The organism is Ruegeria sp. YKSD163 (assembly GCF_059612905.1).
In genome coordinates this window covers 242,049-263,068 of sequence record NZ_JBXWRM010000001.1, presented here as the reverse complement: position 1 = coordinate 263,068, position 21,020 = coordinate 242,049, and the positions used below count along the sequence as shown (strand labels likewise).

The 21,020-nt window shown below is 63.9% G+C and carries 17 protein-coding genes and 2 tRNA genes; 6 read left to right on the top strand and 13 right to left on the bottom strand.

All coding sequences use genetic code 11. The annotated features are described in order from the left end of the window. Positions 1-75 precede the first annotated feature (75 nt). Positions 76-1,518 (top strand): divergent polysaccharide deacetylase family protein, encoded by a 1,443-nt coding sequence (locus tag AC2FNA_RS01225; RefSeq protein ID WP_496823814.1) that lies wholly within the window; start codon positions 76-78, stop codon positions 1,516-1,518. Positions 1,519-1,608: 90 nt separating this feature from the next. Here AC2FNA_RS01225 and AC2FNA_RS01220 read toward each other — a convergent pair whose 3' ends face one another. The 6 genes from AC2FNA_RS01220 to fabI all read right to left on the bottom strand — a co-directional run bounded on the left by AC2FNA_RS01220 (position 1,609) and on the right by fabI (position 8,175). Next, entirely contained in the window at positions 1,609-2,133 is a 525-nt protein-coding gene (locus tag AC2FNA_RS01220; RefSeq protein ID WP_496823813.1) for a HutD/Ves family protein, read from the bottom strand. Further along, positions 2,133-3,644 (bottom strand): anthranilate synthase component I, encoded by a 1,512-nt coding sequence (gene trpE, locus AC2FNA_RS01215; RefSeq protein WP_496823811.1) that lies wholly within the window; start codon positions 3,642-3,644, stop codon positions 2,133-2,135. The genes AC2FNA_RS01220 and trpE overlap by 1 nt, the downstream gene beginning before the upstream one ends. A gap of 9 nt (positions 3,645-3,653) precedes the next feature. After that, complete coding sequence (locus AC2FNA_RS01210; protein WP_496823809.1) at positions 3,654-5,498, bottom strand: peptidylprolyl isomerase; 1,845 nt, start codon at positions 5,496-5,498, stop codon at positions 3,654-3,656. Between the two features lie 91 nt (positions 5,499-5,589). Further along, complete coding sequence (locus AC2FNA_RS01205) at positions 5,590-6,765, bottom strand: aminotransferase (protein ID WP_496823808.1); 1,176 nt, start codon at positions 6,763-6,765, stop codon at positions 5,590-5,592. 71 nt (positions 6,766-6,836) lie between these two features. Further along, positions 6,837-7,352, bottom strand: a complete 516-nt coding sequence (gene gpt / locus AC2FNA_RS01200) for a xanthine phosphoribosyltransferase (RefSeq protein ID WP_011047866.1) — start codon at positions 7,350-7,352, stop codon at positions 6,837-6,839. A 16-nt stretch (positions 7,353-7,368) separates the two neighbouring features. After that, entirely contained in the window at positions 7,369-8,175 is an 807-nt protein-coding gene (gene fabI / locus AC2FNA_RS01195) for an enoyl-ACP reductase FabI (RefSeq protein WP_234145196.1), read from the bottom strand. Between the two features lie 134 nt (positions 8,176-8,309). Here fabI and pdxH point away from each other — a divergent pair, with 134 nt between their 5' ends. The 4 genes from pdxH to AC2FNA_RS01175 all read left to right on the top strand — a co-directional run bounded on the left by pdxH (position 8,310) and on the right by AC2FNA_RS01175 (position 10,161). Further along, complete coding sequence (gene pdxH / locus AC2FNA_RS01190) at positions 8,310-8,915, top strand: pyridoxamine 5'-phosphate oxidase (RefSeq protein WP_496823805.1); 606 nt, start codon at positions 8,310-8,312, stop codon at positions 8,913-8,915. 120 nt (positions 8,916-9,035) lie between these two features. Continuing rightward, positions 9,036-9,563, top strand: a complete 528-nt coding sequence (locus AC2FNA_RS01185) for a cold-shock protein (RefSeq protein WP_496823804.1) — start codon at positions 9,036-9,038, stop codon at positions 9,561-9,563. A 10-nt stretch (positions 9,564-9,573) separates the two neighbouring features. Further along, the gene (locus AC2FNA_RS01180) at positions 9,574-10,041 is read left to right on the top strand and encodes a DUF192 domain-containing protein (RefSeq protein WP_496823802.1); all 468 of its coding nucleotides are present in this window, start codon (positions 9,574-9,576) and stop codon (positions 10,039-10,041) included. 43 nt (positions 10,042-10,084) lie between these two features. Further along, positions 10,085-10,161, top strand: a tRNA-Pro gene (locus AC2FNA_RS01175). A 10-nt stretch (positions 10,162-10,171) separates the two neighbouring features. Here the strand turns inward: AC2FNA_RS01175 and AC2FNA_RS01170 are convergent. After that, the gene (locus AC2FNA_RS01170; protein WP_496823800.1) at positions 10,172-10,615 is read right to left on the bottom strand and encodes a hypothetical protein; all 444 of its coding nucleotides are present in this window, start codon (positions 10,613-10,615) and stop codon (positions 10,172-10,174) included. A 548-nt stretch (positions 10,616-11,163) separates the two neighbouring features. Here AC2FNA_RS01170 and AC2FNA_RS01165 point away from each other — a divergent pair. Beyond that, positions 11,164-14,808 carry a vitamin B12-dependent ribonucleotide reductase gene (locus tag AC2FNA_RS01165; RefSeq protein ID WP_496823798.1) on the top strand — a complete coding sequence of 1,215 codons (3,645 nt, stop codon included), beginning with the start codon at positions 11,164-11,166 and terminating at the stop codon, positions 14,806-14,808. A gap of 381 nt (positions 14,809-15,189) precedes the next feature. On the opposite strand, the gene AC2FNA_RS01160 is transcribed toward AC2FNA_RS01165, so the two are convergent. The 6 genes from AC2FNA_RS01160 to guaA form a co-directional block, all read right to left on the bottom strand. Then, a tRNA-Asn gene (locus AC2FNA_RS01160) sits at positions 15,190-15,264 on the bottom strand. A 78-nt stretch (positions 15,265-15,342) separates the two neighbouring features. After that, the gene (locus AC2FNA_RS01155; RefSeq protein ID WP_496823797.1) at positions 15,343-16,209 is read right to left on the bottom strand and encodes an ATPase; all 867 of its coding nucleotides are present in this window, start codon (positions 16,207-16,209) and stop codon (positions 15,343-15,345) included. Between the two features lie 53 nt (positions 16,210-16,262). Then, on the bottom strand, positions 16,263-17,162 hold the full coding sequence (locus AC2FNA_RS01150) for a DMT family transporter (protein ID WP_496823796.1): 900 nt from the start codon (positions 17,160-17,162) through the stop codon (positions 16,263-16,265). A 54-nt stretch (positions 17,163-17,216) separates the two neighbouring features. Beyond that, positions 17,217-18,332, bottom strand: coding sequence for an OmpP1/FadL family transporter (locus AC2FNA_RS01145; protein WP_496823794.1), 1,116 nt, complete (start codon positions 18,330-18,332; stop codon positions 17,217-17,219). 137 nt (positions 18,333-18,469) lie between these two features. Next, positions 18,470-19,336, bottom strand: a complete 867-nt coding sequence (locus AC2FNA_RS01140) for a DMT family transporter (protein WP_496823792.1) — start codon at positions 19,334-19,336, stop codon at positions 18,470-18,472. A 33-nt stretch (positions 19,337-19,369) separates the two neighbouring features. After that, positions 19,370-20,929: a glutamine-hydrolyzing GMP synthase gene (gene guaA / locus AC2FNA_RS01135; protein ID WP_496823791.1), complete on the bottom strand. Its 1,560-nt coding sequence runs from the start codon at positions 20,927-20,929 to the stop codon at positions 19,370-19,372. Positions 20,930-21,020 lie beyond the last annotated feature (91 nt).

The window sequence follows — 21,020 nt, the reverse complement described above, 5'->3', positions numbered from 1 at the left end:
TTGCGCGGCAGCGTCAAGGGCAGACGGGGCGAACGGGCAAAAAGTCGAAGCAGGACCAACAAGAGGCGACAGGATATGGGCGGATTCATCGGAGGACTATTGGCCGGGGCGGTGCTGGTCTTGGCGGCAGCGGCCTGGCTTTCGCTGACGACACCTTTGCCGCAGCGTCCCGAGGTGGCGGCAACACCCGCGGCGGCGGAACCGGCGGCGGAACCTGCCGGGGACGGGGGAATCGCGGCCCCCGGCCGTGACGCCGATCTGGTGGAACTGGCGCCGCGCCAACCCGAGGCGGCCACGGGTGCCGAAACGCTTGGCGCCCTGGACGAGGCCGACCGCCAGCCTGCCGACAAACCGCAGGTGGGGGGCGCGACCGATGCCATCGACCGGCCCGAGGGCAGCGAAACCGCCGCCGTGCAGGTGCCGGGGACGGGTACCGGGGTAACGCAACCGCAATTGGGCAGCCCCGCCGCACCGCAGGATCGCGCCGAACCCGAGGTGAATACCGAAGCACCCGCGCAACCCAACGTGCCCTCGACCAGCGTGACCGCCGAGGTGACGGAGCCCAACCTGCCCGAGGCGGCGCCGGAACAGCCCGCGATCACCGCCGACCCCCAAGTGGCGCAGGAGGAGGCCAGCGTGACCGAGGCCCCGGCCGCCGACAGCGCCCCGGCACCGGATACTGCAATGGCTGAACCAGAGGACCCGAAGGAAGAAGAGAAACCGCGCATCGCCGCCCTGCCTCAGATCGGTGGGGCCGAAGAGGGCGCGGCGCCGCGCGTCGGCACCCCGGTTGTTCCGCTGACCGAGCGCGATACCCCCGTCGAAGCTCCGGCCGAGGACGGCCCGCGCCCGATCGAGGCCTATGCGGCGACATTCGACAACCCCGAGGACAAGCCGCTGATGTCGATTGTCCTGATCGACGATGCCGAGGGGCTGGGCAGCGAGGCGCTGCGCGACTTTCCTTATCCGCTGACATTTGCGCTGGACCCGGCTGACCCGCAGGCCGCCGAAAAAATGGCGCGCCACCGCGCCGCCGGGGTCGAGGTGATGCTGATCGCCGATCTGCCCACCGCCGCCAGTGCGCAGGATGCCGAAGTTTCGATGGCAGTCTGGCTGAAGGCGCTGCCCGAGACTGTCGGCGTCCTGGAAGGCACCGGCACCGGCATCCAGGGCAACCGGGAGCTGTCCGATCAGGTCACCGCCATTGTCGGTGGCAGCGGGCGTGGTTTGCTGACCCAGGATAACGGGCTGAACACGGTGCAGAAACTGGCCGCGCGCGACGGTGTGCCCTCGGCGGTGGTGTTCCGCGATTTCGATGGGGCCGGACAAAGCCCGACGGTGATGCGCCGGTTCCTTGACCAGGCGGCCTTCCGCGCCGGGCAGGAGGGCGCGGTGGTGATGCTGGGCCGGCTGCGGCCCGACACGATCTCGGCGCTGCTGCTGTGGGGGTTGCAGGATCGCGCCAGCCGGGTGGCGCTGGCGCCGGTCTCGGCAGTGCTGACGCGTGATCCGGGCTGAGCCGGGGGGTGGTGTTGCCAAAAGGAGCGCCTGCGGCGCGCTCTTTTTCTTGTGCGCCTCCGGCGGGAGTATTTGCGGCGGAATGAAGGATCAGGTTTGGCGTGAGATCGAAATGCAGAGCGCCAGGGCGTCAAGGCCGAGCTTCAAGGGAGATCCTCGGGCGAGCAGGCACTGGCCAGCGGATATGACGGTGTTTTGACAGCTTGCCGTGCCGCTGAGGAGATAGAGCGCAACCTCTTCGGGGACGGCGGCAAGGTTGCTTGTTCCGGTATGAACGCTGACAGAGCCGGTCACCCGGTTGGGATCGTAGATCAGGTTCAGGTTGCGCACTGGACCGTCAGGCAATCTTCCGGTGACCGTGAGATCGCCTGAGAAATGCAGAGGGGTGCCAGATCTCGCATGCAGGACGCACCCGTCGGTGTGCAGTTCCATTCCGCTGCCGTGGACCACGGTCAGAATACGGGCCTGTCCGGGAAACAGGGAAAACGGACCCTCGGCGGCAACCTCGGCTAGGCTGAGCCTCCAGAGGTCAGCCTCTCCGGCCATCTCGCGCGTCACGCCGCCGCCGTTTTTCCAGGGAACCGGGGGCAGGGTGCGCGGATCGAGCAGGTGCATCAGCTGTTGCGCAGTCCGGTGAACCGGGCCGCATCCGCCGCCGCGCGGCGGATGGCGTTGGATTTATGCACGGTTTCCATGAACTCCGCCTCGGGGTCGCTGTCATAGACCACGCCGCCACCGGCCTGGATATAAAGCTTGCGGTCCTTGACGATGGCAGTGCGCAGGGCGATGCACATGTCCATGTCGCCCCCGGCGCTGAAATAGCCGACACCGCCGCCATAGATACCGCGTTTTTCCGGCTCCAGCTCGTCGATGATCTCCATCGCGCGCACCTTGGGGGCGCCGCTGACCGTACCGGCGGGCATGCCGGCAAAGAAGGCATCCAGCGCGTCCTTGTCCGGGGCCAGCTCTCCGACCACGTTCGACACGATATGCATCACGTGGGAATAGCGTTCGATGATGAATTTCTCGGTCGGGCGCACGGTGCCGATCTTGCTGACGCGGCCCGCATCGTTGCGGCCGAGATCGAGCAGCATCAGATGTTCGGCAAGTTCCTTCTTGTCGGCGAGCAGATCGGCCTCGTTGGCGCGGTCCTCTTCCGGGGTGGCGCCGCGCGGGCGGGTGCCCGCGATGGGGCGGATCGTCACCTCTTGCCCAAAGACGCGCACCAGGATCTCGGGGCTGGCGCCGACCACCTGAAAGCCGCCGAAGTTGAAATAGAACATGAAGGGCGACGGGTTGGTGCGCCGCAGCGAGCGGTAGAGCGCAAAGGGTGGCAGCGGAAACTCCTGCGTCCAGCGCTGCGCCGGCACCACCTGAAAGATGTCGCCCGCGCGGATGTAATCCTTGGCCTTTTCGACCGCCGCCTTATAGCCCTCGCGGGTGAAGTTCGACACCGGCGGCGCAACCTCATGTGCCTCGCCCAGATCGCGGGTCTCGGCGGGCATGGCGCGTTCGAGATCGCGCACCGCATCCATCACCCGCTCAGCCGCCTGGGCATAGGCGGCGCGCGCCGATTGCCCGTCGCTGACCCAGGCGGGCGAGACCACGGTGACCTCGCCCTTGACCCCGTCGAGCACCGCCACGACCGAGGGGCGCATCATCACCGCATCGGGCAGGCCCAGCGGATCAGGGTTCACATCGGGCAGATGTTCGACCAGCCGCACCATGTCATAGCCGAGATAGCCGAACAGCCCGGCCGAGGCCTGCGGCAGATCCTCGGGAAGCGCGATGCGGCTTTCGGCCAAAAGCGCGCGCAGGTTGTCGAGCGGATTGCCCTCTTGCGGCTGAAACCCGTCGGGATCGAACCGCGCCTGCCGGTTCAGCGCAGAATGTCCGCCATGGCAACGCCAGATCAGGTCCGGCTTCATCCCGATGATCGAATAGCGCCCGCGCACCTCGCCCCCGGTCACCGATTCGAGCATGAAGGCGTCTTTCTGGGCGCCCGTCAGCTTGAGCATCAGCGACACCGGCGTGTCGAGATCGGCGGCCAGGCGGGTATGAACGACCTGGTTTTCGCCCGCCTCATAGGCGCGGGCGAAGGTTTCGAAATCGGGGGTCAGCGCCATGGGGAACCCTTATTGAAAGCTGGCCTGCACCGCGTTCAGCGCGCGCTGGTCCAGGGTCGGCTGTGCCCGGGTCTGGGCGTCGCGGACGTAGATGTCGAACAGGTTCTGCGCCAGCGCCTGGGTCATCTGGGCGTTCAGCGCCCGTTTCATCTGGGTCAGTTCGTCAGTATCGGCGGGCGGCAGTTCCTCTTCGAGGCGGACGATGAACGCGGCCTCTTCGCCCGCGATCACCTTGAGGTCGCCGGGCTGCATTGCAAAGACCTGCTCCATGAAATCAAACGGCGTGCCGTCGATGAAGGCGGTGCGGGTCAGACCGTTTTCCACGCGATGCGGCAGGCCGGTGGCGGTGAAATCTCCATCCGTTGCCAGACCGGTCACCACACTGGCGGCCTTGTCCTGCAGGGCACGGCGGGTTTCGGCGGCGGTCCAGGCAGCGATCACGCGCTCGCGGGCGCTGTCCAGCGGTTCGGGGCGCGGCTCCAGCTCTTCGTCCAGGCGCAGGGCAAAGATGGCGCCGTCTTCGAGAAAGCCGATTTCGGGGAAATCGCCCTCGGCTACCTCGGTCGCGACCTCGCGGAACCCGGCATAGGCGGCGACCCCATCCGAGCTGTCCTCGGTCCAGTCGATCTGGCCCAGTTCCATGTCGGTATCCTGTGCCAGCTCTTCCAGCGTGGCGCCACCGGCCAGCATGTCATTGAGGGATTCGGCCTGCGCCTCGATCAGGCGGCGGGCGCGTTCGCCAGCAAGCTCATCGCGCAGCTCGGCCTCGACGCTTTCAAATGCGGTGATGCGGGCATCGAGCGTGCCGTTCACCCGAAACAGCGCGGGGCCCAGATCCGAGGGCAGGGGGCCGACCACCTCGCCGACCTCTGCGGCGAACACCGCCTCGGCGGCAGCGCCCAGATCCTCCGCGGTCAGGTCGCCCATGTCGACATCCGTCAGAGACAGGCCGCGATCTGCGACCAGCTGTTCGAAGGTGGCACCGCCGACCTCGACCTGGGCCTTGGCGCTTTCGGCGCTGGCCTGATCGGCAAAGACCAGACGTTCGACCAGACGGCGCTCGGGTTGCTGGTAGTTGCTTTCGCGTTCCTCGAAGAGACGGCGCACCGCGCCCTCGTCCAGCTCGACCCGGTCGAGCAGCATTTCGGGCGTCAGCAGCGCATAGGTCAGCCGCTTGCTGCGCGGCAGCATGAACTGGTCCCGATTTTCGGCGTAATAGGCCTCGATCTGAGCCGCATCGGGGGCTGCAACCGGGGTATCCAGCGCGCCGGTATCGACGGTGGCCATGGTAAAGCTGCGCCGGGCACCGACGAATTGCGCCAGCGTGTCGGCATAGGTGTTGGGCATGACCAGCCCTTCCATGATCGCGCCCTGCACCAGGGTACGCGCCGATTCGCGGCGCAGATCGGCTTCGAACTCGGCCTCGCTCAGCCCGGCATTGTCCAGCGCATAGCGATAGCCCTCGGGATCGAATTTGCCGTCGACACCCTGAAAGGCGGGGATCTGCACGATCTCGCGGCTCAGGTTCTCGTCACCGATCGAGATCCCCAGTCCGGCCACCTCGTTGTCGAGCGCGGCAATGGCCACCAGCCGCGCCAGCACGGCCTGGTCGATGCCCAGATCGCGCACCTGGCTCATCTGCAGGGGTTGGCCGGTCTGCGCCTCGATGGCGCGAATCTCGCGTTGCAGTTCGCGGGCGTAGGCGTCGACGCTGACAGTCTGCTCCCCCACCTGCGCTACGGTGCGCACCGTGCCGCTGAGGTTGACGGCGCCGAAACCGGCAAGCCCCGCTATCAGCAGACCCATCAGGATCCAGACAAAGGTCTTCGATAAGCTTTTGACACCTGCGGACATGTCGCCCCCTTGTTTCGGCTGGATTGCGGCGATTTCGCCTTGCCCGTTTGTTTGCCGCCCTGTCTACGCCGGGCGCCCGGGCTGGGCAAGGTCAGAAGCGGAGCCCTTTGAGCCTGTCGAACAGTTGCCCGATTCCGGCACGGTCGAGATTGGCAAATGCCACGCGCAGCTGGCGGGCACCGGCGGGGTCGCCTTCGGGCATGAACATGGTGCCGGGCAGCACCAGCACCCCGGCATCCCGCACCAGCCGCCTCGCCAACTCGTCCGAGGGGATGTCGAAGGGATGTTCGAGATAGGCGAAATAGGCACCCAGCCCCAGCAGTTTCCAGCCCTCGGTCTCGAGCGCGGGCATGCCCTCGGCAATGGCGGCGCGGCGGTCGAGGATCTCGTCCCGTTCGCCCGCCACCCATTGGCCCAGATTGCGCATGCCCCAAAGCGCGGCATGCTGGCCGATCTGGCCTGGGCAGATGGCAACGGTGTCGAGAAATTTCTCGATCTCGGCCAGAAGTCCGGTATCGCTGGCCAGCGCGCCGACCCGGTGCCCGGTCAGCCGGTAGGCCTTGGAGAAGGAGTAGAGATGCACCAGCGTCTGGTCCCAGTCGGGCCGGGTGAACAGGTCATGCGGGGCACCGCTGCGGCTGTCGAAATCGCGATAGGTCTCGTCCAGCAGCAGGCGCAGCCCGTGTTCGGCGGCCAGATCGTAAAAGGCGCCGACCAGCTCGGCGGGGTATTCCACGCCGCCCGGATTGTTCGGCGTCACCAGCGCGATGGCGCGGGTGCGCGGTGTGATCAGGGCGCGCGCGGCCTCGACATCGGGCAGCAGATCGGGGCCGGTGGCCAGCGGCACCGCCGTGACCCCCTCCATGTCGAGCCACATTTTATGGTTGAAATACCAAGGCGTTGGCAGGATGATCTCATCCCCTTCGCCGGTAATGGCCGAGATGGTGGCGGCAAAGGCCTGATTGCAGCCCGATGTGATCGCCACCTGTTCCGGCCTGACCGCGCCGCCGTAATGGTGGCTGATCTGCGCGGCCAGTTCGGCGCGCAGATCGGCGTTGCCCAGCACCGGGCCATAGAGATGCGCGCTGTCCTCGGTCAGGGCGAAATCGGCCATCGCCTGACGCAGCGCCTGCGGTGGCGGCTCGACCGGGGCGGCCTGGCTGACATTGATCAGCGGCCGCTCGGGCGAAAACGTGACGCCCTCCAGCCAGCGCCGCGCCTCCATCACCGGCGGTGCGAAAGTGGTGGCGGTGCGGGTCGGGGCCATCTTGGATACTCTGTTCAGGAGGTGGGGCTTGGTGCAAAAAGCGCGCCCTTTTGGGCGCGCTGGCGGTTGGATCAGTCGGTGCCCCGATAGGGTTCGACATATTGCAATGCCATGTCCCAGGGGAAGAAGATCCAGGTGTCCTGGCTAACCTCGGTGATAAAGGTATCGACCATGGGCCTGCCCTTGGGTTTGGCATAGACGGTGGCGAAATGGGCGTTGGGATACATCTCGCGCACCAGTTCCAGCGTCTTGCCGCTGTCGACCAGGTCGTCGATGACCAGAATACCGGTTCCGTCGCCCATCAGACCGGCGTCGGGCGCTTTCAGAACCTGCGCCTGTCCCTGGGCCTGATGGTGATAGGATTTCACGCTGATCGTGTCGACGGTGCGAATATCCAGCTCGCGGCTGACGATCATCGCCGGGGCCATGCCGCCACGGGTGATTGCCACCACCGCGCGCCAGGCGCCCTCGTCGGGGCCCTGACCGTCCAGTCGCCAGGCCAGCGCCCGGCTGTCGCGATGAATCTGGTCCCAGCTGATGTGAAAGCCCTTTTCATGGGGCAAGCGATGCGGATCCTTGGTGCTCATGCCGTCTTGCCCCCCGTTATCCCTTGTCGATGTCGGGGGCGTCGACCGCCTTCATCCCGACAATGTGATAGCCGCTGTCCACATGCAGGTTCTCGCCCGTGACACCCGAGCTGAGATCCGAGAGCAGGTAGAGCGCCGACTTGCCCACATCGTCGATCGTGACATTGCGGCGCAGCGGCGAGTTATATTCGTTCCACTTCATGATATAACGGAAATCGCCGATGCCGCTGGCGGCCAGCGTCTTGATAGGACCGGCGCTGACGGAGTTGACGCGGATACCGTCCTTGCCAAGATCCTCGGCCATGTATTTCACCGACGCCTCCAGCGCCGCCTTGGCCACGCCCATCACATTATAGTGCGGCATCACCTGTTCGGCGCCGTAATAGGTGAGGGTGATGGCGCTGCCGCCTTCGGTCATCAGCTTTTCGGCCCGCTTCATCACCGCGGTGAAGGAAAAGACCGAGATATCCATGGTCAGCTTGAAATTGGCCCGGCTGGTGTCGACATAACGGCCGCGCAGCTCGTTCTTGTCGGAAAAGCCGATGGCGTGCACGACAAAGTCGAGCTTGCCCCATTTCTGTTCGAGCGCGTCGAACAGCGCGTCGATCGAGTCCTCGTCACCCACGTCACAAGGCAGCACGATCTCGCTACCCAGTTGCGCGGCCAGCGGGTCGACCCGCTTCTTCAGCGCATCGCCCTGATAGGAAAAGGCCAGCTCTGCGCCCGCATCCGCAAGCGCTCGGGCAATGCCCCAGGCGATGGATTTGTCATTGGCCAGTCCCATGATGAGGCCGCGTTTTCCGGCCATCAACTGATTTGACATGTTCGGTTCTCCGCCTGTCGTCGCGTCATGAGCTTGTGGTTTATGCTATAGAACATGTCCCTTCAAGGGCGCGCGCTCTTGCCCGTGTCGGTAAGAGGGCCTAGGATCCAGTGCAGTTGTTCAAGGGGATGGACATGAGTGACAGGACTGGCATCTTTGCCGGTGATGACCCGTTTGCTATTGCGCGGGAGTGGTTGGCCGAGGCCGAACAGTCGGAACCCAACGATCCGAACGCCATTGCGCTGGCGACGGTTGACGCTTCGGGCCTGCCGAATGTGCGGATGGTGCTGCTGAAAGAGATCGAACCGGCGGCCTTCGTTTTCTACACCAATTACGAAAGTGCCAAGGCGATCGAGCTGGAGCAGGCCGGCAAGGCGGCTTTTGTTATGCATTGGAAATCGCTGCGCCGACAGCTTCGGGTGCGCGGCACGATCACCCGCGAAGCGGGGCCGCAGGCGGATGCCTATTATGCCTCGCGCTCACTCAAGAGCAGGCTGGGCGCCTGGGCCTCACGCCAGTCGCGGCCATTGTCTAGTCGCGCCGCGCTAATGGCCGAGGTTGCCAAGATTACCGCTGCCAAGGGACCGAACCCACCGCGGCCGCCGTTCTGGGGCGGGTTTCGCCTGACACCTGTCGAGATCGAGTTCTGGGCTGATGGAGCGTTCCGTCTTCATGATCGCTTTGTCTGGCGTCGCGATGCGGCGTCGGAAAGCTGGAATATTCAACGCCTTAACCCATGACATTCGCGGAACGTGAAATGCAAGTGTCAGAAATAGAAGAACTTTTTTTCCTTGTGTTTCCGGTGTAAAATCCGGCAAACCAAGGGGCTTACAGCAACGTCAAATCACGATGGATAGCAAGTGTCCGAAGAATTGAGCAGTGCATACAAGGTCCGGGGCCGGGTAAAATGGTTTGACCCGGCCAAGGGATATGGTTTCGTGGTCGCCGACGAGGGCGGGCCGGACATCCTCTTGCACGTCAATGTGCTCAGGAATTTTGGTCAGAGTTCGGTTGCCGACGGGGCCGCCATCGAGATCATGACCCACCGCACCGATCGCGGCGTGCAGGCGGTCGAGGTGGTCGGCATCGTTCCCCCCGAGCGACCCGAGACGGTGCTGTTGTCGGATTTTGCCGAGATGGATCCGGATGTGATCCGCGCCGCGCCGTTGGAACCGGCCCGCGTCAAGTGGTTCGACAAGGGCAAGGGGTTCGGCTTTGCCAATGTCTTTGGCCGCAACGAGGACGTTTTTCTGCATATCGAGGTTCTGCGCCAGTCGGGCCTGTCTGACCTGCAACCCGGCGAGGCGCTGGCAATGCGTGTCGTCGACGGTAAACGCGGGCGTATGGCGGCCGAGGTGCTGGCCTGGGAAGCGGCGCTGAACCCGTGAGGGCGGGCCGGTGATCCGCGCGGCGCTTTGCCTGCTGGTCTGGCTGACCAGTGCGGTGACGCTTTGGGCAGATGAATGCCGGGATGACGAACTGCGCCTGCGCGGTGATGGCAGCGAGTCGCGGTTCACCATTGAACTGGCCCAGACACCCGAAGAGCGCTCGCAGGGGCTGATGTTCCGCGAGAGCCTGCCACGCGGGGCTGGCATGCTCTTTGTTTTCGAGCACCCCCAGCGGGTTGCGTTCTGGATGAAGAACACGCTGATCCCGCTCGACCTGATCTTTGTTGATCGAAGTGGCACCGTGACCCGCGTGCATCCCAATGCGATTCCACATGACGAGACCCCGATACCGGGCGGAGATGCGGTATTTGCGGTGCTCGAAATCAATGGCGGGCTGGCCGCGCGGTATGGCATCGCGCCGGGCACCCAGTTGCGGCACCGTGTTTTTTCGGACGGACCCGCCATATGGCCCTGTTAGGCCTTTTCAAATCGGATTGCGGCAGATAGGAAGGCGCACGGTCCGGGGCGTGGCGCAGTCTGGTAGCGCACCTGTTTTGGGTACAGGGGGTCGTGAGTTCGAATCTCGCCGCCCCGACCACTTTCCTCTCTTACTCGCCGATGATCTGGCCACCCATGTCGCGCAACAGGCCGATGCGCGCCTCTTGGGCGCCCGGTCCATCCGAGGCGATCCGCCGCGCGGACCCAGAGGCCTGCGGAACATTCAGGTAATCTTCGAGCGTGGCCAGATAGCGGCCATCGGTCGTTTGGGCGACCTGCAACTGAACCACCAGTTGCGGCAGCGCCTTGAGCGTGCCGTCATGGTCCACGACTGCCGCTGCGGTCAGGTCGGCGGGCAGGTCAACCCAGCATTGCCAAGTTCCCGGATCGGGACGTCGCAGGGTTTCGCTCGGTTCGGAACAGGCCCCAGCGAATCCCTCGATCAGGGCTTTGGGGCGGGTCGGGAACAGGGCTGACGCAGAGTTAACCGCAATATCTTGTGTGCACGAAGCCACAGTCAGCAGGGCGGCCAGCAGGCCAAACAGGGGTTTCACCTTACGGAACTTTCCGAGTCGCGGCGTATTTCAGACCCACCATATCGGATCGTGGAAGCGGGCGCGAGGGGGGCTTGTGCGTTGCTGCAATGCAGAAATCCAAGCGACTTCGACTTTTAGTTCCGGATGAAAGCCACCGTGAAAAAACGGAAATTTTCATGCTGTGCCCAACTGCATCGCAGCAAGGGCTGGGGATGGTCCTGTGGAGGAATCGCGCCGTTGGAACGGGGGGCGCCGACGGGCTCGCGGGTCAACAGAAAAGAATCCTGCCGGGGTGCAAAAATGCCGTTGACCTTCTATGCCTGCATACGTCAGATTGTATTGGCCGGTTGCACAGCCACAAAATCTGGTATCAAAGCCAGAGCGGCGGAACGGGCGGGACGAAGAAACCACAGATCACCATGTTCTTAGAACGCCGCGCCACTCATCGCGGCGACGGGCGAATTCGTTCCGGTTCCGGCAACGGGCCGAATGACGGCAATGCGGAGAGCGCCAGCGGGATGGGCCTGCGGGCGGCAAGACCCAAAAAACGACCAGGGGCTGGGGACATGAAGATCGAAAGAAAGTTCACGACGGCGGGACAGGATGCTTATGCGGATCTGGAGTTCCGATCCGCGACCTCCGAGATTCGCAATCCGGATGGCACCATCGTATTCCGCCTCGACGATATCGAGGTTCCCACCAGCTGGAGCCAGGTCGCCAGCGACGTGATCGCTCAGAAATACTTCCGCAAGGCGGGCGTGCCCAGCCGTCTCAAGAAGGTGCGCGAAAAGGGGGTGCCGGAATTCCTGTGGCGTTCGGTCCCCGACAGCGACGCCGAAATGGGCGGTGAGATCTCTTCCAAGCAGGTGTTTGACCGCCTGGCGGGCGCTTGGGCCTATTGGGGCTGGAAGGGTGGCTATTTCACTACCGAAGAGGACGCGCGCGCCTATTTCGACGAGATGCGCTATATGCTGGCCACCCAGCGCGCCGCGCCCAACAGCCCGCAGTGGTTCAATACCGGCCTGCACTGGGCCTATGGGATCGACGGCCCGGCGCAGGGGCATCACTATGTCGACTACAAGACCGGCAAGCTGACCAAGTCGGACAGCGCCTATGAACATCCCCAGCCGCATGCCTGTTTCATCCAGTCGGTCAGCGACGATCTGGTGAACGAGGGCGGCATCATGGATCTGTGGGTGCGCGAGGCGCGCCTGTTCAAATACGGCTCGGGCACCGGCACCAATTTCAGCCATCTGCGCGCGGAGGGTGAGAGCCTGTCGGGCGGTGGCAAATCCTCGGGCCTCATGGGCTTTCTCAAGATCGGCGACCGCGCGGCGGGCGCCATCAAATCGGGCGGGACAACCCGTCGGGCAGCCAAGATGGTGATCGTCGACGCCGATCACCCCGATATCGAGCAGTTCATCCAGTGGAAGGTGCTGGAAGAGCAAAAGGTCGCCAGCATCGTCGCCGGCTCGAAGATGCATGAAAAGATGCTCAATGGCATCTTTGCCGCCATCCGCGTTTGGGACGGTGCCGAGGTGGATGCCTATGACCCGACGGTGAACGAGGGGCTGAAGGCCGCAATTCGCGAGGCCAAGAAGGTCGCGATCCCCGAGACCTATGTCAAACGGGTGCTGGATTACGCCAAGCAGGGCCATACCAGCATCGAATTCCCCACCTATGACACCGATTGGGACAGCGAGGCCTATAACTCGGTCTCGGGCCAGAACTCTAACAACTCGATCCGGGTCACCAATGCCTTCCTGAAAGCGGTGGAAAAGGATGCCGATTGGGAGCTGATCAACCGCGTCAACGGTAAGGTCGCAAAGACCGTCAAGGCGCGCGAGCTATGGGAGAAGGTGGGTCATGCGGCCTGGGCCTGCGCCGATCCGGGCATCCAGTTCCATGACACGGTGAACGATTGGCACACCTGCCCGGCAGATGGGCCGATCCGCGGCTCGAACCCCTGTTCGGAATACATGTTCCTCGACGATACCGCGTGCAACCTGGCGTCGATGAACCTGCTGACCTTCCTCAAGGATGGCGAGTTCCAGGCCGAGGATTACATCCATGCCACCCGCCTGTGGACGCTGACGCTGGAAATCTCGGTGACCATGGCGCAGTTCCCGTCCAAGGAAATCGCGCAGCTCAGCTATGATTTCCGCACGCTGGGTCTGGGCTATGCCAATATCGGCGGCTTGCTGATGAACATGGGCTACGGCTATGACAGCGACGAGGGCCGCGCGCTCTGCGGTGCGCTGACCGCGATCATGACCGGTGTCGCCTATGCCACCTCGGCCGAGATCGCCGGAGAGCTGGGGCCCTTTGCCGGCTACGAGCGCAACGCCGCCAACATGCTGCGGGTTATCCGCAACCACCGCGCCGCAGCCCAGGGCAAGGCCAATGGCTATGAACAGCTGAGCGTCAAGCCGGTGCCGCTGGATCACGCCAATTGCCCCGACCCGCGTCTGGTCGAACTGGCCATGGCCTCGTGGGACGAGGCGCTGAGCCTGGGCGAGAAGAACGGCTATCGCAACGCGCAGACCAGCGTGATCGCGCCCACCGGCACCATCGGTCTGGTGATGGATTGCGACACCACCGGGATCGAACCCGATTTCGCGCTGGTCAAGTTCAAGAAGCTGGCGGGCGGCGGTTATTTCAAGATCATCAACCGCTCGGTCCCTGCCGCGCTGGAGAATCTTGGCTACTCCAGCGCCCAGATCGAAGAGATCGTCTCTTATGCGGTGGGTCATGGCACCATCGGCAACGCGCCGGGGATCAACCACACCTCGCTGACCGGTCACGGCTTTGGCCCCAACGAGCTGCGCAAGGTCGACGCCGCGCTGGAAAGCGCCTTTGACATCCGCTTTGTGTTCAACCAGTGGACCTTGGGCGAGGATTTCTGCACTGGTGTGCTGGGTATCCCGGCAACCAAGCTGAACGATCCCACCTTTGACCTGCTGCGGCATCTGGGCTTTACCAAGAAGGATATCGACGCGGCCAACGACCATGTTTGCGGGACCATGACGCTGGAAGGGGCGCCGCATCTGTCCGAGGAGCATTACGCGATCTTCGACTGTGCCAACCCCTGCGGCAAGAAGGGCAAGCGCTTCCTGTCGGTGGACAGCCACATCACCATGATGGCAGCGGCGCAGAGCTTCATCTCGGGGGCGATCAGCAAGACGATCAACATGCCCAACAACGCCACCATCGAGGATTGCCAGAAGGCCTATGAACTCAGCTGGTCGCTGGGGGTGAAGGCCAACGCGCTCTATCGGGATGGGTCCAAGCTGAGCCAGCCGCTGGCCGCCGCCCTGATCGAGGATGACGACGAGGCCGCCGAGGTGCTGGAAACCGGCACCCCCGCCGCAAAGGCCGCCGTGCTGGCCGAGAAGGTGATCGAAAAGGTGGTGGTCAAGGAGGTGATCCGCAGCCATCGCGAGAAGCTGCCCCATCGCCGCAAGGGCTATACCCAGAAGGCAATTGTGGGCGGTCACAAGGTCTATCTGCGGACCGGCGAATACCAGGACGGTTCGCTGGGCGAGATCTTCATCGACATGCACAAGGAAGGCGCCGGGTTCCGGGCGATGATGAACAACTTTGCCATCGCTGTTTCGGTCGGCCTGCAATACGGGGTGCCGCTTGAGGAATTCGTCGATGCCTTCACCTTCACCAAGTTCGAACCGGCCGGCATGGTACAGGGCAACGACTCGATCAAGAACGCGACCTCGATCCTGGACTATGTGTTCCGGGAACTGGCAGTCAGCTATCTCGACCGCACCGACCTGGCCCATGTGAAACCCGAAGGCGCCACCTTTGACGATATCGGCAAGGGCGAGGACGAGGGCGTGTCGAATGTCACCACCGTCAGCGATAGCGCCGCGTCGAAATCGCTGGAGGTGCTGAAACAGATCAGCTCGACCGGTTATTTGCGCAAGCGTCTGCCGCAGGAACTGGTGGTGCTGAATGGTGGTGCCAGTGTTGGCGCGGTGGCGCTGGACACCGCCGGCGACCCCGTCGCGGCGCTGCAGACGCTGGTCCCCGAAACCGGACAGGCCGCCGTGGCCGCCACCGGCATGGATGCCCGCACCAAGGCGCGCATGCAGGGATACGAGGGCGAGGCCTGCGGCGAATGCGGCAACTACACGCTGGTGCGCAACGGCACCTGCATGAAGTGCAACACCTGTGGCGCGACGAGCGGCTGCTCGTAACCACGGGGCGACAAATCGCGCCCCCGCCGGGGCGCGTAGGGGCCGAGGGCTTCCCTCGGAAATCCGGCCCCGACGAGATCCGGAACCGGCGGCGCGGCCCATCCGCGCCCGGCGTTCCAGCCGACGGCCCCAGCTGCTGGGGCTGCCGGGTCCCGGGTGGGGCGGGGTGACCAGCCCCCTCACTCGAACACGGGGCGGGTGCGCTCGCCCCCGACGCGTCCAGGCCGCAGGCAGAAAACACCGGGCGGTCAACGATTGAGCCTGGCACGCGAGACTTTACAGGGGGCTTCGGCCCCCTTTTTCTTTGACCCTGACCAAAACGCGAAAAGCGACCCTGAAAGGATCGCTTTTTCACCATGTATCAACGCTATGCGAGGGTATTGGCTCCGGCGGTAGGGATCGAACCTACGACCAATTGATTAACAGTCAACTGCTCTACCGCTGAGCTACGCCGGAACGGTTCGCGTCGTATAGCAATCACGATTCACATCGTCCAGAGGGGGGAGAGAAAATTCGCAGAATTTTCTCGGTCGTTTAGCGGGGGCGGTTCTCCAGGGCGGCTTCGATCAGCGTGTCGAAATCGGTGGCGTCGCGGATGCTGCCGATCTGTTCGGCGGTGACGGTAATTCCCCAGTTGTCGGCCATGGCGCGATAGCGGGGTTGACGATGCGCCAGCGCCTGCGCATAGGTCCAGCGAATAAATGCGTCGGGGTCGACTTCGTCTGGGGCGCAATCGTTTTCGACCAGATAGGTATCCCAAACTCGGGACAGGAATTCCGGCTGATAGGACATCGGTTTCGGCGCCTTGTCGAAACGGCGGATCAGCTCGGCGGTATGCGCCTCGGATCCTTCGATCCAGATCATCAGCGTCTGCTTGGACAATTCGTTCAGCACCTGGTCGCGCGGATCCTCGGGATTGACCCATTCGCAGATCGAACCGCCGGTGTCGCAGATGAAATGCGGATAGCCATACAACCGCTGCGCCCGGTCGATGAAATATTCGGTGTCGAGCAGGGCATAGATCTCGGCATGGCGGAACTGGTCCTGACGGCGGCGGTATTCGGCGATGGGCAGCCCGCCCTTTTCGGGCGCGCCGGGCTTGCCCAGGTAGGTCGAGACAGGGGTCAGGTTCTCGAATGAGATATTCGAGCCGATATAGATCGAATCCGACATCAGGAGATCGCGCAGGAATGGCACCTTCATCGCCTCGGCCTTGGCGTTGTCGGTGATGAACTCGCCCATGTAGCGGGTGCCGATGCGGTAATCGATCGAGTAGTGGAACCAGTCGCCATTGTCGCGCAACCGGTTCGACACATGGGTCTTGCCCAGGCCCGACATGCCGAAAAAGAGCACTTTCTTGCGACTGGCCTCGCGCCAGTCCCGAGCCGAGCCGTAGATCATCCCGCCCTCATCCTTGCTGTTCGCGCCCTTGCTAATGGGCGCGGCGGGCCGGGTCAATCGCGGCGGCGCGGGCGGCGGTTCAGCAGCATCAGGCCCAGGGCCAGCAGGGCGAGACCGCCAAAGGCATTGGTCGGCAGCGCCTCGGATCGTATCCAGGCACCAAGGCCAATAGCCACCGGCGGAATCACCAGCGTGACCAGCATCAGGTTCCCCGCACCCGCCATCGCCAGCACCCGGTAATAAAGCAAATAGGCCCCCGCCGTGGCGACCAGCGCATAATACCCGATGGCGGCCCAGGTTACCGGTTGCAGCGACAGGCTGACCGGCCCGTCGATCAGCAGTGCGGCAGGCAGCAGGATCAGGCTCGACCCGGTCAACATTCCGGCAGCGGCCAGTTGCGGCGGCAACCCGCCCAGCCGGGCGCGCGCCCAGGCCCCGGCCAGTGCATAGGAAAGCGTGCCCGCCAGCACCGCCAGCTGCGCTGTCGAGCGCGGGTCGAACCGGGTCAGATGCTCCGGCCCGATGGTCACCACCACGCCAGCAAAGCCGATGCTCACCCCCAGCAGGCGCCGGGGCGTCAGCCGCTCGTCGGCAAAGACCGCCGCCGCGACCAGCACGCCAAAGATCGCGGTGCTGGCATTCAGGATCGAGGTCAGCCCGGTCTCGATATGCAGCTGGCCCCAGGCCATCAGGCCAAAGGGGATCACGTTGTTCAGGAGCCCCATCACCAGAAAGGCGCCCCAAATGCGGGGATCGCGCGGCAGCGCGATGCGGCTGGCCCAGACCACCAGCCACAACAGCAGGGCGGCCCAGAACGTCCGGTGCAGTACCGCCGTGACCACCGGCACCTCGTCCAGCGCGATGCGGATCGCCAGAAAGGACGCGCCCCAGATGAGACCAAGCAGCAACAGCTCGGCCCAGGCGCGGGGGGACAGGGTTTTCTGATCGCTCATGCCCCCTTGTGCCCGATGGGGCGGCCCCCGCGCGACCCGATTCCTGCGCCTTGATCAGTTCAGCGCATAGGTGATCTGGAATCCGACGCTCCAGGCGCTGTTGCCGGTAAAGCGGGCACCGTTGTTGGTGGTGGCATCGCCCAGATCGGTATAGCGCACGCCGCCCGAGATCTTGGCCTTGTCCAGCGAATAGGTGCCGCCCAGCCCGACGCTCCAGAACCCGTCGGTGGGGCCAAGATCGGACAGGCTGTCGCCCGAGTGCCTCTCGTATCCCAAAGTCACCGCGCCCGAAAATGCCTCGGAGAATTTGCGCCCGATGCCCAGCGAATAGGTCACCGTATCGCTGTCGTAATCGACCAAATTGGTGAGCGGCGGATAATTGGGCGGGTTATAGACCAGCGCAGTCCAGTCGACCCAGCGCACACTGCCGAACAACAGCGTGTCGGCTGCAATACCGGTCTGGAAATCGAGGTTCACCGATTGCGGTGTGCTGATCGTACTGGTCGAGGGCAGGGTGGCCACGAAGCCTGGCGGTGCGGGCGGCGGAGGGTTCAGGCTCTCGCTTTGTTGCAGGGTATGGTCGATGGCCGAGTTATAGGTCAGCGCCACCCTTGCGGCGATATCGGGCCGCTCCCACGCGACGCCCACGACATAGCCGTAATCGACCGGGCTGTCGGTGGTCACACTGTATCCGGCCGCTGCGGGGACGGTCACGCTGGCCTCGGCCCGTTGGGCGCGCAGGCCGCCGATCACGCTCAGCCCCCGGTCAAAGCGATAGCGGAACACGGCGGTCAGCGCGTCGGTATCGGCCTTGGCCCTGAGCACATCGCGACGCCCGCCCGGCACGGGGTTTTGCGACAGCGGATAGGCGGCGTCATAGGTGATGTCGGCGCCAAAGGGCTGATCATAGATCAGCGCGAAATCCAGCCGGTCGGTCAGCGCTTTCTTATAGGCGAAATGCGGCAGGACAAAGCTGTTGGCCACATTGCCCGAGGGCACACCGCCCAGGCTGCCGCTGACGCGGGGATCGGTCCAGCCCAGGCGGAACTGGACCGCATCGCCCTCTTCAAAGAGGATGTTGATGCCCTGGCCTGACCGGTCAAGGCCGCCCGCCTGTGCCGCCACCGTCAGGGTGCACAAAGCCAGCGCACCCGAAAGCGCGTATCTCATTGATCTCTCCCAGATATCTCCGTCCCGCGCAGGTGAGTGACTGCGGGGAGTTCCCATTGTGGTGAGATCAAATTATGAGGGTGTACAGATCGGTCAACTCTTGACGATGGGTCAGCTCGCGCCGGATTGAGAGGGCGTTACCGCGCCGTGTTCCGGGTCTCGGCAAGGATATTGACGTAGTTGCCGGCAAAGATCACCGCGGCGCCGACGAAAACCCAGATATCCAGCGCCTCGCCATAGAGCAGCATTCCGACCACGGCGATGGTTGGCAGGCGGGCAAAGTCGATGGGGACGACCACGGTGGCGGGGGCAATGGACAGCGCGTTGGTGATGCAGAAATGCGCAAGCAGACCGGCCAGCCCCACCAACACCAGATAGGGTGCGGTGCCGAGCGTGGGCAGGGCGATCTGACCGTCATGGCCCGAGGCCACCAGCCCCAGCACCGCCTGCATGATCGTCAGCCAGAACATGATGCAGCCGATACTGGCAAGTCGAGTGAGCTTTTTCGTGGAAATCGTTGTCATGGCAAAGAAAATAGCCGACAAAGCCGCCGTGATGATGCCGATATTCAGGCTGCTGGCGCCGGGGCGGGCAACGATCAGGATCCCGATGAACCCGATCACTGCCGCGGCCAAGCGCACCCGTGTCATCCGCTCGCCCAAAAGCAGCGGTGACAGCAGGATGACCCAGAGCGGTTGGGTGAATTCCAGTGCAAAGACCTGCGCCAGCGGGATCACGGTGACGGCAAAGAACCACAGGTTCTGGCCGGTGAAATGCACCGCATTGCGCAGCGCGTGCAGACCCAGTGCTCGGGTGCTGACCTGATGCCATTTACCGCTGAAGGTGAGCGCAATTGAAACCACCAGCACGCCGACAAAGCTGCGATACATCATGATTTCGAATGTATCGTGTACGGTGCTCAACTCGCGCCCGGCCACGGCCATCGCCGAGAACGAGGCGATGGCACCGGTCATCCACAGCGCGGCGCGGGCGATGGGGCTCATGCCGTTACCGAGCGACCCGGATATGGGGGCCGATCACTCCCACTCGATGGTTCCCGGAGGTTTCGAGGTGATGTCATAGGTGCAGCGGTTGATGCCCTTGACCTCGTTGATGATCCGGGTCGCCGTTTCGCCAAGGAATTCGTGGGTGAACGGGTAATAATCGGCGGTCATGCCGTCGACCGAGGTCACCGCGCGCAGGGCACAGGCGTAATCATAGGTGCGCCCGTCGCCCATCACGCCCACGGTGCGGACGGGGAGGATGGCGACAAAGGCCTGCCATATCTCGTCATAGAGCCCGTGCTTGCGAATCTGGTCGATATAGATCGCGTCGGCCTCGCGCAGGATTTCGAGTTTTTCGCGGGTGATCTCGCCGGGGCAGCGGATGGCCAGGCCCGGCCCGGGAAAGGGGTGGCGACCGATGAAGCTTTGCGGCAGGCCCAGCTCGCGGCCCAGCGCGCGGACCTCGTCCTTGAACAGCTCGCGCAGCGGCTCGACCAGTTTCAGGCCCATCTTCTCCGGCAGGCCGCCCACGTTGTGGTGCGATTTGATCGTCACCGAGGGGCCGCCCGAGAAGGAAACCGATTCGATCACGTCGGGGTAGAGCGTGCCCTGGGCCAGGAACTCGGCGCCCTCGATGGTGTCGGCATGTTTCTGGAACACGTCGATGAAGAGTTTGCCGATGATCTTCCGCTTGGTCTCGGGGTCGGACTGGCCGTCAAGCTCGCCCAGGAACAGATCGGATTCGTCGGCATGGATGAGCTGAATGTTGTAATTGTCGCGGAACATGCCGACGACCTCGGTCGCCTCGTTCTTGCGCAACAGCCCGTGGTCGACAAAGACGCAGGTGAGCTGGTCGCCGATCGCCTCGTGGATGAGGATGGCGGCGACGGAACTGTCGACGCCGCCGGAAAGGCCGCAGATCACCTTCTTGTCGCCCACCTGTTCGCGGATCTTGCGGATCATTTCCTCGCGATAGGCGCCCATGGTCCAGTCGCCCTTGAACCCGGCCAGACGCACGAAATTCTCGTAGAGCTTTGCGCCGTTGGGGGTGTGGTGCACCTCGGGGTGGAACTGGACCGCGTAGAAATGCCGGCTGGTGTCGGCGGTGATGGCAAAGGGGGCGCCGGGCGAAGTGCCGAACACTTCGAAACCGGGCGCGATTTCGGCCACGTGGTCACCGTGGCTCATCCAGACCTGTTCGCGGCCGTCCGTGAACCAGCCGTCGAGTATATCGAGCTTGCCCTTGGGCGTGACATAGGCGCGGCCGAATTCCGCGGTGCCGTGGCCGGATTCGACGCGCCCGCCCAGCTGGGTCATCATCGTCTGCTGGCCATAGCAGATCCCCAGGATCGGCACGCCATAGTCGAAGATTTCCTGCGGCGCGCGGGGGCTGCCCTCGCGCGTGACGCTGTCGGGCCCGCCTGAGAAGATCACCGCCCGTGGCGCCATTTCGCGCACGAAGTCCATGGTGACGTTCTGATAAGGATGGATTTCGCAATAGACGTTCAGCTCGCGCAGGCGGCGGGCGATCAGCTGCGTTACCTGGCTGCCGAAGTCAATGATCAGAAGGCGGTCGTGGGATGTCTGGTTCATGTCAGGCTCTTAGGGTGCGGCCTGACTTTGCGCAAGAGGTGGCGCCGGAAAACGGCACGTTTTCCGGGCCGTTTTCCATTTGGAAAACGGT